The following is a 15,591-nucleotide window of genomic DNA, read 5'->3' on the forward strand; positions in this document are numbered from 1 at the left end:
TTTTTGGCAGGAATACATACTGCAAAAAAAAGGAGATAGTATGACTAAAAGAAAAATTTTGGTTACCGGTTCACTCGGACAGATCGGAAGTGAATTGGTTATGTTTTTAAGAAAAGAGTACGGAAACGACAATGTTATAGCTTCCGATATCGAAAAAAAAGATGTACCCAAGGTTATCGGAAGCGGTCCCTTTGAAAAGCTCGATGTCCTTGACGGCAAAAAAACTCTTGAGGTTTGCAAAAAATATAAGGTCAACACGATAATCCACCTTGCGGCCCTTCTTTCAGCCGTAGCAGAAAAAAATCCCCAATTAGCCTATCAAATTAACCTTACAGGTTTACACAATATGTTGGAACTCGCAAGAGAACAAAAATATTCTCTTTTTGTACCAAGCTCAATAGCAGCCTTCGGCCCCTCAACCCCTGCCGATAAAACTCCGCAGGATACGATTCAAAGGCCGACCTCAATGTACGGCGTTACAAAGGTTGCGGGAGAACTTTTGTGCGATTATTACCACCAAAAATTCGGCGTAGATACAAGGGGCGTACGCTTCCCCGGCCTTATTTCCTATGAGGCCCTCCCCGGCGGAGGAACCACCGACTATGCAGTTCATATCTATTATGAGGCCTTAAAGAATGGAGCCTATACATCCTTTATCAAAAAGGGAACCCTCATGGACATGATGTACATGCCCGATGCCCTAAACGCCATCTTTAAACTTCTTGAAGCCGATCCTAAAAAATTAAAGCACAGAAATGCCTTTAATATCACGGCTATGAGCTTTGCTCCCGAAACAATCGCTGCCGAAATCAAAAAGCATATTCCCAAATTTAAGATGAGCTATGAGGTAGACCCTGTTCGTCAGGCTATAGCAAATTCTTGGCCTAACTCCCTCGATGATTCTTGCGCCAAAAAAGAATGGGGATGGAAGCCCAAGTACAACCTTGAAAGCATGACAAAGGATATGCTCGAAAAATTGAGCGAAAAACTCGGCATTGAGCTCCCCAATGCAAAACCTTCTGCAATAAAGGTAAGCAGCGCTAAGGCTCCTGCCGCTAAAAAGCCTGCCAAACCTGCAGAAAAGACTTCTAAAACAGCCGCTAAAAAGCCGGCAGCCAAAACCGCCAAAACAACTGCAAAAAAGAAGTAAGTTTTTAAGAGGGCTATGAAAGAAGCGGAATTTTGGAAAAAAGAATCTTCAATTTTAAAAAATGAAGACGATAAAATACGCTGCCTTTTATGCCCTCATAGATGTCTTATAAAAGAGGGCCGGCTTTCCCTATGCCTTAGCCGAAAAAACATAGACGGAAAACTCTATGCCTTAAACTACGGCAAGGTTTTGGGGGCCGCCCTCGACCCGATCGAGAAAAAGCCTCTCTATCATTTTTATCCTTCTTCCTATATCTTCTCGGTAGGAACCTTCGGCTGCAATTTTGACTGCCGATTTTGCCAAAACCATTCCCTTGTTCATTCCGCTCCGCCGGAAGAAAAAACAGAAAAAAACACAGATACGGTCAGCCCCGAAGAACTGATTAGGGCCGTTTTAAAAACTCCCTCCATAGGCATAGCTTTTACTTATAACGAGCCTACGGTTTGGTATGAGTATGTTAAGGATGTGCTTCCGATTGCAAAAGAAAAAGACTTAAAAACCGTCCTCGTAACAAACGGCTTTATCGAAGAAGAACCCTTAAACGGAATCCTCCCTATGGTTGACGCAATGAATATCGACTTAAAATCTTTTTCCCCTCAATTTTACACCGAAATCTGCAAGGGAAAAATAAAGCCCGTAATAAAAACGATCCGAAGTGCGGCCTCAAAAGTTCATGTAGAAGTTACCTGCTTGGTAATCGAAGGCTTTAACAGCGGCGATGAGGAAATGGAAGCCCTCTCTCAAATGCTTTCAAAAATAAGGCCCGATATCCCCTTACATATTTCGGCCTTCTACCCTGCCTACAAGATGAAGGATAAAAGGCCCACAAGACCCGAAACAATCAGGCACCTGTGTAAGATAGCTCAAAGAAATTTAAAATATGTTTATCCGGGGAACATTTAATCGATTCTTGAGCACTTAAAAACCGGCTCTAAATCTTTTCTATCCATACCCTTTCAGCCCCTATCGAGGTATTTGAGCCGTGCCCGGGATAGACGGTAGTTTCATCAGGGAGCTTTAAAAGGAATTTCAGTGAAGCCTTTATTTTTTGATCGTCCCCGCCTAAAAGGTCTGTTCTTCCGTGGGAGCGGTAAAAAAGGGTATCGCCCGAAAAGAGCACCTTTGCTTCTTCATTCCAAAAACAAACCGAACCTTCGGTATGCCCGGGAGTGTGTAAAACCTTAAAACCGTTTACAAGGTCTCCGTCTTTTAAAAAGCCTGTCGGCTCGGGAAAGTCGTATTTTAAAGCCTTTATATATCTTTCGGCGCGGATTTGGCTAAAACAAGCAATGTGTTTTTCCTTTCCGTTTTGCCCCAGATAACCCGCATCCGCAGGGTGGATCCATAAAGAAGAACCCGGATATTTTTGCATAAGTTCGGGTACGCCGCCCACATGGTCAAAATGTCCGTGGGTTAGCATTATTTCGAGTCTTTCGGCATTTTTACTTTTTAGGTAATCCATCAATTCCTCATCCGTGCCGCCCGGATCAACGAGGAGAACCGTTTTTTTGTCTAAGGGAAGAGCCCAGGTCTTTACAAAAAGCGGGCCGGTATAGATCTCCGTAATTTCCATATCTTTTTTATACGGCAATTCGAGAAAAATGTCAATTGCGATGATAAGATGAAGGAAGTCCTATTTCTTTGCGGTACTTGTTGACCGTTCTTACGGCAATATCGATTCCGCGTTCCTTTAAAATTTGAGAAATGCGGGCATCGGTTTTTTTTTCGGTATCGGATTCGATGATTTCTCTTATGGCCTTTTCTACATAGTCTTTTGATAGCCCGCTGCTCACTTCAGGCGAAAAGAGGTCCTTAATTTCAAAAAGCCCCCATTCGCATCTTATATATTTTTGGTTTGAAACTCTCGAAACGGTAGAAGGGCTCAAGCCAACAATTTCCGCAATGTCGATTTGTTTTAAGGGCTTTAAGTAGCCGGGCTGCATCTTTTCGTTTTCTCCTCCGGAAGAAGGTTTACACGGGCGGCCTAAAAAAAAGGCTTCTTGAAAATTGACCAAGGCAGTTAAAACCTTGAGTATGGTCTGATTGCGGTAGGCAAGTACGCTCATAAAAAGAGAGGCCTTGTTTAAAAAGTCTGAAGCCTCTTTCCTTTCTTCCTTTGAACCGGAATTTTTTATCCTTTCATATTCGGGCGAAATTTCAAGGGCGGGAATTTCTTCGTCATTGATTATAATCTTAAATTCATTTCCTTCCCGTTTTATTTCGGCTATGGGCGTAATAAATTTTTCGCCGTCCGTTCCGCGGGAATAAGCAAGGCCGGGCTTAGGGTTTAAGGACCTTATCAATTCTGCAAGTTCTTCCGCAGTTTCAAAATCTATAATGATTTTTTTTTGAGCAAGTTTTTTTATAAAAAGTTTTAAATCGGAAATAAAGGAAAGAACTTCGTAATGTTCCTTTATTATCTTTACGCAAAGGGAATGTATGTTTTTATAAATGTCAAGGATTTCGTGAGTTTTGGGAGACTCGCAAAGGATTCCGGCCTGTACAATAAGGGATTCTTTAAAGCCGGAACAGGCACAGCCTATGGGTTCAAGCCTCCTGACAATATTAAGAGCTTTTTTTATTTCTGTATGCGTTATTTTTTTTTCGGTAAGAAGATCGGCAAAGAGCTCTTCAAGAGGAACCCAATAAAAACCGTTATGATCCAAATTTTGAATGATGAGCATTGCCGCATCTAAGACATACTCGTCTGCAATCGATTCTCCGGCCTGTTCAATGAGATGAGCCTGCAAGGTCTTGTGGGAATCATCTTCGATGCTCTCCAAAAAACTTTGGTGCTTATCCCCTTCTTCCGAAGATGCGGCACTCACTCGCGAAGAGGTCTTAAAAATAAGGGCCGGATTCCGTTTTACTTCCTTTATTACCTCTTCTTGAAGCTCTTCGCTCGATAGACTAAGCAGGGCAACAGCATTTAACATCTGCTGGCTCATCACCATTTTTTGAGATAGAATCTGCTGCTGCCTTTGCTTTAATAACATTTATTTTTTTACCTTATAGCGTACAGTTAAAATCTTTTACCAAGATGCCGGGAAGTGAGGCACCTCCGGTACTTCTGCTTCCGTAAGTACTTGTGTTTGCAAAGATTCGGCTTTCCTTTGTTACGGCTAAGAGGTTTTCTCCGAACATATTGTACAAGGATTCATCCCATCTCATGTCGGCAATGGGAGCAACGATTTTTCCGTCTTCAACCCAAAGACAGGCAAAGCGGGTCATTCCCGTAACTCTGGCCGAAGAGGTATCGCTCCAGTTTAGATAGTTAAAGTTGGAGATATAAATTCCCGTACCCAGCTCTTTTACGGCATCCGCTTCGTTTAAATCTCCGGTTCCGATAACGATCGATCGCATACTCTCACTTAAAGGGGCACCGTTGGATTTTACACCGTATTGGGTTTCGGTTCTTAAACTGACCAAGGTATTTTTAAGCTTACCTTTTTCGATGATGCTTAATTTTTCGGGAGCCAGTTCTCCGTTCGAGTTAAAGGCAGGTTCGAGTCCGAGAGAAAAATCCTGAGTCAAATTAAACTTATCCGAAAAATGCTCTCTTCCTTCTTTTAAAGCAAGATAGGCGCTTGAGCCCTGCTGCATACTCCTTTCGCTAAAACCGTTCCACGAGAAAAAGTCTGTTACGTCGATAAGGGCATCGGCACTTATAAAGGCCTTGTATTTTCCTGGGGCTAATTTTTTTTGCGGAGTGTGCAAGATTTCCAAGCCTTTTCGGGCTTGCTCAATCTTTGAAAGGTACTGCTCATCGCTCCATTCCGTTCCCGAATAAAGAGATTTTATACCGCGCCCGTTTTCGAGCCATACCGAATAATCCAAGACAAAGGTTTCGGTTTGAAACCAGTGAGTCGCTCCGGCCGAGGTAATAACACCCTCGCAAATAATCCCTTGAGAATAAAGGCCTGCAAAGTCGAGGTCTTTAACAGTGGATAAGATAATCTCCGGTATCTTGTCTTCGGGCAAGAGCTTCCCTGTATATATCGCAGAAGAAGTATCGGAAGATTCAGGAATTGATTGATACTTATCCTCTGGAAGGAGCATTATAGAATCTCTCGCCTCTTGAAGAGCATCGGCCGCCATCCTCTTATCCTTTCCCATATTCATCTGAATACCGAAACTGAAATTGTGGGTGCGGTTCTTTTTCCAAAAGGTACAATAAAAATAGCCCTGATCTACTGTTCCGTTTTGGCGTACCTTAGCCTTGCTAAAGCGCATAAAGTAGGTCTTTTCGCCCGAAAAGGAAATCGAAATTTTTTCTCCTTCAAGCAATTCCGAAAGCATAAAATCGGCAATCGATTCAAAATATTCTTTAAAACTCATTTTCATTTTCCGCCTCCAAAAACTTCTACATCAGAAAATGCGCAAACGGGACTTGCGTGTCCGACCTGAATAACCTGATTGGGTTCTCCCTTTCCGCAGTTGGGCGTTCCGTATACATGGAAGGTGGATTTGTCTCCTACTGCACAGAGGTTTCTCCAAAAGTTTTGAGATACTCCGCGGTAGTTCGGGTCGCGCACGGTTTTGGTGATTTTTCCGTTTTCGATTAATTGGCCGTATTCGCAGCCGAACTGAAATTTATTGCGGTAATCGTCTATCGACCATGAGCGGTTCGAGGTCATAATAATTCCTTTTTCGATAGAAGAAATTATTTGATCAAAGCTGCTGGTTCCCGGCTCGAGGTTGAGGTTTGCCATCCTGTCGATAGGCGGGCGGTTCCACGCGGTTGCTCTTTGGTTTGCGACCATCTTATCAGGCTGAACGGTTTTGCCCGCATAGAGGCGGCCTGCACTTTCGAGGCTGCCCAAGGCGCAGACTAAGATTCCGTCCTTGATGATAAAGGTCTTCTTTGCCAGAGCCCCCGTCTGGTCGGCAGCAAAGGTTGCAAGCTGATATGGAATTGTCGGATCGTAGCAGATATTCATAAGCTTTGAGCCGTACTGAAAGCTGCCGATGTCTTCGGGCCTTATAAAACTGCCGCCTGCAAAGTTTCTTTCATCTCCCAAGATGCGGTCAATTTCCAAGGGATGGCCGACACTTTCGTGAATCTGCAAAAGCATTTGGTCGGGCATAAGGACAAGGGTGCGCCTGTCGGAAGGACAGGGTTCTGCTCCCAAAAGCTCTATTACCTCATTCCCTACCCTCTTGGCTTCTGCCTTAGATTTGGCAAAGTTTAAAAATTCATAGCCGCCCTGAAAGGTGCGGGCTCCGTATCCGTTATAGGAACGTCTTTGAATTATGTCTCCGCGGCGGGCAGCAGCTCCCAAGCCGGAACCGATCCTGTAAAAATCCTGTAAGATATTGGCTCCCTCAGAGCTTAAAAGCTCGATTTGCTCTTCTTCCAACTCCACATAGGCGTGGGTATCTATAACCTCATCCGAAACTTTTAAAATATCGCATATTTCAAAAAGGTAATCGAAAATTTCGGTTTTGGAAGGGCGGGTCTTTTTACCCCTAAGGGTTTCGTATTTTAATTCCGTATCGGGTCTGACATTTTTGTCAAAATCGGCAATTTTAAAGGCTGAAGCGGTTTGAGCGGCATTAAAGGCTTGACGGGCAGCTTCGCCGGCTCCCTGAGGAGTCAGATTCTGGGTTGCCCCATAGGCAATGTGCCCATTATATAAGACTTCAACCATAAAACCCTGATCGGCCGAATAGCCGGAAGACTCAAAAGCTCCATCCTGAGCCGCAAAGGAAGTTCCCCTTGTGCGGTGAATGCGTAAAGTTACAAGGTCCGCCTTAGGAACGGCATTTTTTGCAGCTTCAAGCAGGCTTTCTGATGTATAAATCATATTTCCCCCTAAATAATTACTAATAGATATTATATCAAAAACCTTAAGATTTTGCAATTGAAATTTTAAAATCTAGACTATGACACAGAAACGGTACTCTCCAATTTTTTATAATCGAATTCTGTCTCATTGATAGTATAAACTTTATCAAAAAACACTTTATACCTATAAAAATCTTGAATGAGATGTTTTTTACCGGATAAAGCAGCTATTGAAGAACCAATTCTATTTATTGATGAATTACGATCCTTTTCAAAAGACTCATTTTTATTTTTATTATATACAAGAATATAACTACAATCTTTTCTTATTTCGCTTAATGTAGTGTTAAGAATATCAGCCAAAATTAATAAACTTTCACTTATTTTACTGCGTATTTTTTCTTTTTCAAGTTTAGAAGTAATATCCCCATTTTTAAATTCTATAAAAACCAATTTATTTTCTTTTCGGTAAAGAACATCATTTGATCTAAAACATCCCTCAGATAAGCCTTGATAGTTTTTTATAATACGATTTACATATTCATCTTTTATTTTATCAAAATCATATACCTCGATAGATAAATTACTTAGATAAATTTTATTGGCAGAATCATAGGAGGTATTTTTCAATGTTGTTTTAAAATTATAGTCTTGTTCTAAAACTTGAAAATTCAACATTTAATTATCGGAAATACTTTTTAAGCTTTCCAGCTCCTGTAATGGTTTATATAACAAATTATAAATAGGCTCTAAATCATCTGAAACATCTTTCATATTTATTAGACCATCTTTGATTTCTTCCGTTAAATAAAATTTCGGATTGTATATTTTCTCTTTTTTGGAATAAACCTCTATTGCATGAATAAAATAAGGGCTGTGAGAACTAATAAGAATATGCATCTTATATTCTTTTTGCAAAAGTACTATTATTTTGGCCAATACTATTTGCCATTCGGGATGTAAATGAATCTCAGGCTCATCAAGAATCAAAGTTCCTTTTTCTTCCAAGTAACCGTTTAAAAGCAAAGTTTTTATTATCGTAAAAGTCTTTAACCCTGTTGATAAATTTGTTAAACTTATTTCCCGCCCGTCCGAATCACTTACAAAAGATAAAACACCCGACTCCTGTCTTACCAAAGAACCATCACAAACATTATTTAATTCCACGTAGATATTTTTTAAATTATCTTCTACCAATAAATCATTTACAGCTTTTTGAACAGAAAGATTATTATTATCTTTCTTATTATTTTGTTCTTCAAATCGAGTGTAGAGTAACTTTCGTTCAATATTCGCTCTATGTGAAATTGGATTAATATACCTAGATGATAAAGCACTGTCCAAAACAAAAGGGTCATCAATATAAATAGCCTCATGTGTTAAATTAAGAGGATTTTCCAATTCGATAATTATATTATCTTTTATTGTTATATTTACAGTTTTATCCTTAATCTGAAGGTTTATAAAAGCTTCTTTTTTGCCATTAAGATTTTGAATTTGTCCTTGAAATTCGGACGTAAATAAATTTTGTAAGATTTTTTTATTTATATCTGCCTGAGAAAGTGTCAAAATTGAAATAATGCGGTTTATATCAATTCCTTTATTTTTAGTAAAACCATGACCGAGGTTTTTCGTTATTATATCTATGGCTATCTTTTCAGTAATATTTTCTTTATTCTTAAGAAGTTCTCTTATTGTATTTCTTATTTGCCTTAAACTTACTTCCGGGTATTCAATAAAAAAATCTAGTGAAGACATTTTAAAAACACTATCAATATTATTTTTAAGAACTTCTTCCGATTTTTTTTCAACATTATAAAAACTGTTAAAAATACAATACAAAGTCTTACTTATGGTGCTCTTTCCCGTATTGTTTAATCCTGCTATAAGAGTTATTGAATTTAATTCTATTGAGGCTTTTTCTATTTTTCCTACATTGGAACAATCTAATCTCATACAAATACCTATTTTACTATATCGGCTGATTTTTAAATATCTTTAAAACCCAAATAGAGCCTACTCAAAGCTATTTTTGTCGGCAGCGCCGCTGACATCGACGGGGTACTTACCGTCAAAGCAGGCACAGCAAAAATGGGTGTTTGCTCCGGCATCCTTCATAGCTTTAAGCATACTTTCTTGGGATAGGTAAACTAAGGAATCGGCTCCGATGTGCTCTCTGATTTCTTCAACAGATTTTTTGTGGGCGATTAGGTTTTCGGGGTCTCCCATGTCTACTCCCATAAAACAGGAGTAACGCACCGGCGGAGAAGCTATTCTGATGTGTACTTCTTTGGCACCGGCACTCCGCAGCATCTTGATTAAGGGCCCCATGGTGCTTCCGCGGACGATGCTGTCGTCAACCACTATAATGCGTTTTCCTTCGACAGCTTCGGAAAGAATATTGAACTTCATCGCAACACCTTGGTCGCGCAATTTTTGGGTAGGCTGAATAAAGGTGCGTCCTATGTAGCGATTTTTTGAAAAACCCTCATCATAGGGAATGCCCGATTCTTGGGAATAGCCTATGGCTGCCGACCGCGATGAGTCGGGAATGGCTATAACTATGTCGGCCTCGACGGGGGAGTTTTTTGCAAGCTCCTTGCCGAAATTTACCCTTGACATGTGAACCGAAGCCTTGTTCCAAACCGAGTCGGGACGGGCAAAGTAGACGTATTCAAAGATACATGGAGAAAGCAGCTCCTTAGGGGGAAGCTGCATACAAAGCTCTGCTCCGTTATCGACCAACTTTAAAATTTCTCCGGCTTTTACCTCGGTAAAATCCTTGCAGCCCAATGTTAAAAGAGCGCAAGACTCACTTGCGGCAATCGATACTCCGTCTTGAAAGCTGCCTACACAAAGAGGACGAAAGCCCCAAGGGTCCCTAGCGATGTAAATGCCTTCAACCGTCAAAACGGCAATAGAAAAAGCTCCTTCCCATTCCCGCATACATGAGGCGATGCGTTCTGTCCAAGAATCTCCCTTGGCGGCGGCAAGCATCATAATCATAACTTCGGTATCCGAGGTAGAAGAAAGCCCTACTCCCCCTTCCAAAAGTTTTTGCCGCAAATACGGAGCGTTTACAAGGTTTCCGTTATGAGCTAGGGCTATGGGCCCATGCATGGTTTCAATATAAAAGGGCTGAATGTTTCCCAAAGAAGAAGAACCTGTAGTCGAATAGCGGGTGTGGCCTATCGCAGCATAGCCTTGAAGGTTCGATATATCGTTTTCGGTAAAAATGTTGGAAACAAGGCCCGGCTTTTTAAACACGCGGATGTGTTTTCCGTTTGAAACAGCCATCCCGGCAGCCTCTTGCCCCCTGTGCTGAAGAGAAAAAAGAGCATAAAAAACCGAGCGGGCAGCATCATCCAGTCTTTCGGGGTTTTCGGTCTTAAAGGATTTTGAATCCCAGACAGCCGCAATTCCGCATTCTTCCCCTAAACTCGATTTAAATATATTTTCCATGCTCATCTTACCCTCCTAAAATTCGATAAAATTTAAATGCTCGTAAAACGAGAGAGGGAGACTTTCCATAAAATATAAAAAGTCTCCCTCTTTAGCCTCGTTAAAAAACAGTCAGATTAATGAAAGTCTTTCGGCCTTCTTTCAACTCGTTTACATTTCGGGCATTCTGCAATATTTTTAATCTTACCGTTATCGACCATTGTTTTCAATACGATTTCTCCGCCGCAAGGACAATTAAATTTTTGAGTTGCAGCAGCAGTTCGTGAGTTTTTACTTGCACCAGCCATATCTGCCTCCTAGCAAAATATTTATAGATTATAGTTATATCAACCGAGTAAGTATAAAAAAAAACGGATTTTATGTCAAGAGATAGAAAGAATATAAATTTGCGTAAAATTTTTATCCTAAGTTAAGGCTTAAATCTCTTCGATCAACCACTCCCCGACAGTCTTTTCTTCCGGATCAAAGCCGGCACCGATAAGCACGATTTTTTTGTTTTCAGCCTTGAATCTTTCGGCATAGTTTTTTTCTTTGATTTGTTTTAAGGCGGCTTCGGCACCTTCTTTTAGTTTAAACTCAAATATGTAAATTGCACTGTCTGTTTTTATGACTGCATCAGTTCTGCCGTTAGCAACAGGTATTTCAAGCTCAATAAACTGCCCCAAGAGGGCAAAGACCAAGTATACGCAGACCTGAAAATTATGCTCTCTCAAGGCGATGCTTTCACCGCTCTCTTTTTTTACGGTATCATAGGGGAGACTTGCCATTATCGACTTTAACCTTTGCATAAACTCTTCTACCCTTCCCGCAATTATATCCCTATAAAATTGGGCTATGCAAAAAGGTCCTTCCGCATAGACTACATTGCAATAATTGGGGAAAAGATTGTATAAAAAACCGTATCTGACTTCATCGTTAGGAAAGCCGAGCCTGTAAAGCTGCAAGAGCTTATCGTAACCCTTAATCGTCAAATAACCTGCCTGAAACAATACGGGGATTTCAGAACCTGCTTCGGCCCTGTAATCGGATAGACCGGCCGAGGTCATCTCCACATTGCCGTCAAGGTTGGGAATGTGATAATCGCTCCGCTTTAAAGAATTTACCAAAAATGTGGGCGTTCCGGTAGCAAACCAATAATATTCAAATTGATTTCCGAAAAATACATTAAGTAAGCTGAAAGGATTATACATTCTTTCAGTATCGGGAGAAAAACAATAGCCGTCATATTTTTGCTGTAAGGTTTTGATACAGGCCTCATAGCTTAATTCGTTGGCTTGGGCCAGGGCTTTTATTTCGGGCTCGAAGGTTTTTAATAATTCGGTATGAGTTATTCCGCAGATGCCTGAAAATTGAGGAGTTAGACTTATATCGTTTAAGTTGTTTAGATCGCTGAATATGCTCACCTTGCTGAATTTTGTCACCCCCGTCAAAAAGGCAAGGCGTATATATTGGTCGGCTGTTTTGATGACACCGAAAAATCCCCTTAATATTGTCTTATAAATTTCGTTTAGAGCATCGTCTTTCCACATAGTTTGAAGAAGGGGTTTATCGTACTCGTCAATCAAAATAACGGTCTGTTTTCCCGTTTTTTTATATGCACGGTAGATAAGGCCGAAAAAGCGTTCCGAAAGAGTGTTTTCCGAATTAGAGCTGCCGTAAACTTCTTCCCACCTGCAAAGATGATTATTTAGGACACTTTCAAGATCTTCCCTTGTTTCATACTTTGCAAGATTAAAATCCAAATAGAGTACGGGATATTCCTGCCAGATTTCCCTTTTACCCTTTTCGGTTTCTTCAAGCTTTTCGATTGCGAGGCCCTTAAACAGTTCTTTTTGTCCCAAAAAGTAGGCTTGAAGAGTAGAAAGAAAAAGGCTTTTTCCAAACCGCCGAGGACGGCTTAAAAAATAAACACGGCCTGTAGAGGCTAATTTATAAACATAGCCGGTTTTATCGACATAGAGATAATTATCATCACGCAATACCTTAAAACTCTGTACGCCGATAGGAAGTTTGCGGCTAAAATCCATATCCATACCTTACCTCGAAAGAAAACTATCCCCTTTTCTTCAAAATCAGGAAAAGCCAAATACTGCTTACTCCGTTTACCAAAAAACCGAAACCTATCAAACTAGCAAAAAGACCTGAAATGCTTGCAGGATTAAAAATACCTGAAAGACCTATTAAGCAAACGATGCCTGCAAAAATCAGCCAAAGCCACCACAGCCTAACACCTGCGCTTTTTAAATCGAATGATTTTTTAACCTCAACGGCTCCCAAGCAAATCAAAAAGAGGCCGAGGACAAGCCCGATAAGACCGAGAACTGCGCTTGGATTTACCAGACAAAAAAGCCCCAATCCTATTAAGATGATACCCAAAACCAAAAAGGAATTCATCTTGATCGAAAAAAACTGATAAATTTCGATAAGGCCGTAAACGATTAGTGAAATACCGACAATGGTCACAATAATTCTTGTTATACTGTCGGGGTTAAAAATACATACAATCCCCAAAACCGTAGACATTACGGCAATAGCCAAAAAGATCATAGAATAAGACAATTTTTTTTCAGACATATATACTCCAGATACTTTTAATGATAATATCTTTTCAATTTTTTTTCAAGCGCAATAATACATCAAAATTTCAAACAATGATAATATTAAAATATATATCGGATCAAAATATAACTATAGAGAGAAGCAATAATTATAAAAGAAAGCACGATAGGCAGAGTCTTTACAACCAACGATAAAAATGAAGTTTTATAATGTTCTGTTATGATTGCCAAACATATATGAGTGGGCGATACCTGCATTGCGATATAGCATATACTCATAAACAAAACAAGTTCTCCAAGACCTGCACCGGGTATGGCCGAAAAAGCTAAAGGCAGCATCATGGCTATCATGGCCTGACTGCCTGCAACTATTGTTCCCAGAAAAATTATTATTGAAAACACAGCAGTAATAGGAATAGGGAGAATTCCAAAAACTTCGGGTAAAGTTTCAATAACATGACTATATTCCAATACCGCTTTAAAAATCATAACAACGATTACTGTAAGAAGCATTTTTGCTTCAAAAGCTTTAACTGCAAATTTTTTTAATTGGGATAATGTAAATTTATGAATAAACATCATTAAGAATATTGCAGGCAAAACAGCATAAAAAACTTGAATTTTTAAAACAAGAATTAAGATAGTTGTAAGACCGATAGGCCACAGAGCCTTAAAAAACGAATAGACGGCATCTTTTTTATTTTGTTCGTTCTCTGCGGTCTTATTCTTGGGTATTTTTTTTACATAAAATACAAAGCCCAGTAAAAAAAGAACAAAAACCATCGGCAGCATACTTACAACAAATGCAGTCATATCCACCCCGGTAAGTTTTAAGGCTAAAAGTATGGCTGCATAGGTAGGCATAAACAATTCCGATATATGTCTATAATAGCTGGTCACAAAAGTTTTTTCATTAGCATTAAGATTATCATCCGCGGCGGCATCCACTATCGGAGCGGCAATAAGTACCGCTCCGGGAGAGGGCAGCAACCCTACTATAAAGGGAGCAGCCATAGCATTTACACGTTTGGAATGAAACATTTGTTCAAGCGATATTTCAGCAAGCATAAGCATTTCCTTGTCTTCCATCATACGCTGTAAGTATGTAATGATATAAAAAGCAAGCAAAAGATATATTGTTTGAGAATTTAAAGAAGCACTTCTTGCCATTTTTATAAATTCCAAAAAAGGAATTTTATATAAAATCACGGCTAAAATCACAGCAATGAGTATCGCTTGATAAAGAGGACGCTTAAAAGTCAAACCCAATACAATAGCCAAAAATATTACCGCCAAATAAATTAATTCCATACAGTATCCTAGAATCCTTTTTTCTTTAATGCACCACCAAGCATTTCCAAATGCTGTTCTAAAATTTTAGTAGGACAAGCTACATTGATTCTTTCGAAGCCGTCTCCTTCAGAGCCGAAAATATAACCTTCGTCAGTAAAAAATTGCGCTTCATTATGCATAAAATCTTCCAAAGCTTTATTATCCATTCCAAGAGCCCTAAAATCTATCCATTGAAGATAAGTACCTTCAATGTACCTGCTTTTAAGCATTGGAAAGTTGGAATCAAAATAATTTTTAACCAGCTTTTGATTGGTATCAAGAACAAGCAGAAGCTCATCAAGCCATTTATCGCACCGGGTATAAGCTATTTCGCAAGCTTTAAGCCCGAGAGCATTCACACTCGAAGACCTCATCTTTTGAAGGGTTTCATAATACTTGGTTCTAAGATTTTCATTTTCTACAATTATATTTGATGTAGCAAGGCCGGCGACATTAAAGGTCTTTGAAGGAGCCGTTGCCGTGATGGTATTTGCACCTATCTCTTTTGAAATACTTGCCATAAGAGTATGTTTATAGCCGGGCATTATAAGATCATTCCATATCTCATCGGAAAAAACAATTACATTATTCTCCAAGGCTATTTCAGCCAGTCTTTTTAATTCTTCTTTTTTCCATACACGGCCGACAGGATTATGAGGAGAACAAAAAATCAAAAGTTTATTTTTCGGCTGCTTTGCAAGGCTTTCAAATTTATCGTAATCGATTGTGTAATAGTTATCCTTATCACATAAAAGAGGACAATTTACAAGCTCCCGCTCATTCATCTCAATTGCCATGGAAAAAGGATAATACACAGGGCGCATAACGATTACTCCGTCTCCTTTTTCCGTAAAGGTATTTACGGCAGCAAAAAAAGCATTTACAACTCCGGGTGTCTGCATAATCATTTCGGGACTTACACTGTAATCATGTTTTCGTTTAAGCCAATTTATTACGGCATTGTCATAATCTGCATACCGCATAGAATAACCTAAAATCAGTCTATCCAAATAACTTTTTAAACCTTCAATTATTTCCGGCGGATTTTTAAATTCCATATCGGCAACTGAAAGAGGTATTACTCCTTCAGAAACATTGGGATTCCACTTGTACATAAGCTCCCATTTGGCAGCTCCAATTTTTTTTCGTGATAAAGTATTTACAAAATCATACATAATTCATCTCCTAATAGTTAAGGGTCTAATCAATAGTATACAGTAAATAATTTATTTTTACAAGAATAATTTTAAAAAACTTTACAATTATTTTATTTTTCCTTGACAAATCTTGAAAGCTGATGT

General features: G+C 39.5%; 14 protein-coding genes. 2 read left to right on the top strand and 12 right to left on the bottom strand.

The window, feature by feature from the left end; genetic code table 11:
• Window positions 1-40: 40 nt before the first annotated feature.
• Window positions 41-1,150 (top strand): L-threonine 3-dehydrogenase, encoded by a 1,110-nt coding sequence (locus tag E4O07_RS08895; RefSeq protein ID WP_253685095.1) that lies wholly within the window; start codon window positions 41-43, stop codon window positions 1,148-1,150.
• A 15-nt stretch (window positions 1,151-1,165) separates the two neighbouring features.
• Window positions 1,166-2,053 carry an AmmeMemoRadiSam system radical SAM enzyme gene (amrS, locus tag E4O07_RS08900; protein ID WP_253685096.1) on the top strand — a complete coding sequence of 296 codons (888 nt, stop codon included), beginning with the start codon at window positions 1,166-1,168 and terminating at the stop codon, window positions 2,051-2,053.
• Window positions 2,054-2,081: 28 nt separating this feature from the next.
• On the opposite strand, the gene E4O07_RS08905 is transcribed toward amrS, so the two are convergent.
• The 12 genes from E4O07_RS08905 to E4O07_RS08960 form a co-directional block, all read right to left on the bottom strand.
• A complete protein-coding gene (locus E4O07_RS08905) occupies window positions 2,082-2,723 on the bottom strand; it encodes an MBL fold metallo-hydrolase (protein ID WP_253685097.1) in 642 nt (213 codons plus the stop codon).
• Between the two features lie 31 nt (window positions 2,724-2,754).
• The gene (gene rpoN, locus E4O07_RS08910; protein ID WP_253685098.1) at window positions 2,755-4,146 is read right to left on the bottom strand and encodes an RNA polymerase factor sigma-54; all 1,392 of its coding nucleotides are present in this window, start codon (window positions 4,144-4,146) and stop codon (window positions 2,755-2,757) included.
• Between the two features lie 13 nt (window positions 4,147-4,159).
• Window positions 4,160-5,494 (bottom strand): TldD/PmbA family protein, encoded by a 1,335-nt coding sequence (locus E4O07_RS08915; protein ID WP_253685099.1) that lies wholly within the window; start codon window positions 5,492-5,494, stop codon window positions 4,160-4,162.
• Window positions 5,491-6,957, bottom strand: coding sequence for a TldD/PmbA family protein (locus E4O07_RS08920; RefSeq protein WP_253685100.1), 1,467 nt, complete (start codon window positions 6,955-6,957; stop codon window positions 5,491-5,493). Before E4O07_RS08920 ends, E4O07_RS08915 begins: the two co-directional genes overlap by 4 nt.
• 77 nt (window positions 6,958-7,034) lie before the next feature.
• Window positions 7,035-7,616, bottom strand: a complete 582-nt coding sequence (locus E4O07_RS08925) for a hypothetical protein (RefSeq protein WP_253685101.1) — start codon at window positions 7,614-7,616, stop codon at window positions 7,035-7,037.
• Complete coding sequence (locus E4O07_RS08930; RefSeq protein ID WP_253685102.1) at window positions 7,617-8,894, bottom strand: AAA family ATPase; 1,278 nt, start codon at window positions 8,892-8,894, stop codon at window positions 7,617-7,619. It abuts the gene before it with no gap.
• A 60-nt stretch (window positions 8,895-8,954) separates the two neighbouring features.
• On the bottom strand, window positions 8,955-10,406 hold the full coding sequence (gene purF, locus E4O07_RS08935; protein WP_253685103.1) for an amidophosphoribosyltransferase: 1,452 nt from the start codon (window positions 10,404-10,406) through the stop codon (window positions 8,955-8,957).
• A 110-nt stretch (window positions 10,407-10,516) separates the two neighbouring features.
• Window positions 10,517-10,687: a hypothetical protein gene (locus E4O07_RS08940; protein WP_253677078.1), complete on the bottom strand. Its 171-nt coding sequence runs from the start codon at window positions 10,685-10,687 to the stop codon at window positions 10,517-10,519.
• A 129-nt stretch (window positions 10,688-10,816) separates the two neighbouring features.
• A complete protein-coding gene (locus tag E4O07_RS08945; RefSeq protein WP_253688133.1) occupies window positions 10,817-12,427 on the bottom strand; it encodes an ATP-binding protein in 1,611 nt (536 codons plus the stop codon).
• Window positions 12,428-12,452: 25 nt separating this feature from the next.
• The gene (locus E4O07_RS08950; protein WP_253685104.1) at window positions 12,453-12,974 is read right to left on the bottom strand and encodes a DUF308 domain-containing protein; all 522 of its coding nucleotides are present in this window, start codon (window positions 12,972-12,974) and stop codon (window positions 12,453-12,455) included.
• A gap of 86 nt (window positions 12,975-13,060) precedes the next feature.
• Window positions 13,061-14,269 (bottom strand): DUF401 family protein, encoded by a 1,209-nt coding sequence (locus E4O07_RS08955; protein ID WP_253685105.1) that lies wholly within the window; start codon window positions 14,267-14,269, stop codon window positions 13,061-13,063.
• 8 nt (window positions 14,270-14,277) lie between these two features.
• Complete coding sequence (locus E4O07_RS08960) at window positions 14,278-15,465, bottom strand: MalY/PatB family protein (RefSeq protein WP_253685106.1); 1,188 nt, start codon at window positions 15,463-15,465, stop codon at window positions 14,278-14,280.
• Window positions 15,466-15,591 lie beyond the last annotated feature (126 nt).

The organism is Treponema sp. OMZ 798 (assembly GCF_024181385.1).
Taxonomy (GTDB): Bacteria; Spirochaetota; Spirochaetia; order Treponematales; family Treponemataceae; genus Treponema_B.

Bases quoted from the DNA above. Each gene is read 5' to 3' on its own strand.
- E4O07_RS08905 (WP_253685097.1), bottom strand. From the start codon at position 2,723: ATGGAAATTACGGAGATCTATACCGGCCCGCTTTTTGTAAAGACCTGG.
- E4O07_RS08945 (WP_253688133.1), bottom strand. From the start codon at position 12,427: ATGGATTTTAGCCGCAAACTTCCTATCGGCGTACAGAGTTTTAAGGTA.
- E4O07_RS08940 (WP_253677078.1), bottom strand. From the start codon at position 10,687: ATGGCTGGTGCAAGTAAAAACTCACGAACTGCTGCTGCAACTCAAAAA.
- E4O07_RS08925 (WP_253685101.1), bottom strand. From the start codon at position 7,616: ATGTTGAATTTTCAAGTTTTAGAACAAGACTATAATTTTAAAACAACA.
- E4O07_RS08915 (WP_253685099.1), bottom strand. From the start codon at position 5,494: ATGAAAATGAGTTTTAAAGAATATTTTGAATCGATTGCCGATTTTATG.
- E4O07_RS08950 (WP_253685104.1), bottom strand. From the start codon at position 12,974: ATGTCTGAAAAAAAATTGTCTTATTCTATGATCTTTTTGGCTATTGCC.
- purF (WP_253685103.1), bottom strand. From the start codon at position 10,406: ATGAGCATGGAAAATATATTTAAATCGAGTTTAGGGGAAGAATGCGGA.
- E4O07_RS08930 (WP_253685102.1), bottom strand. From the start codon at position 8,894: ATGAGATTAGATTGTTCCAATGTAGGAAAAATAGAAAAAGCCTCAATA.
- E4O07_RS08920 (WP_253685100.1), bottom strand. From the start codon at position 6,957: ATGATTTATACATCAGAAAGCCTGCTTGAAGCTGCAAAAAATGCCGTT.
- rpoN (WP_253685098.1), bottom strand. From the start codon at position 4,146: ATGTTATTAAAGCAAAGGCAGCAGCAGATTCTATCTCAAAAAATGGTG.
- E4O07_RS08895 (WP_253685095.1), top strand. From the start codon at position 41: ATGACTAAAAGAAAAATTTTGGTTACCGGTTCACTCGGACAGATCGGA.
- amrS (WP_253685096.1), top strand. From the start codon at position 1,166: ATGAAAGAAGCGGAATTTTGGAAAAAAGAATCTTCAATTTTAAAAAAT.
- E4O07_RS08960 (WP_253685106.1), bottom strand. From the start codon at position 15,465: ATGTATGATTTTGTAAATACTTTATCACGAAAAAAAATTGGAGCTGCC.
- E4O07_RS08955 (WP_253685105.1), bottom strand. From the start codon at position 14,269: ATGGAATTAATTTATTTGGCGGTAATATTTTTGGCTATTGTATTGGGT.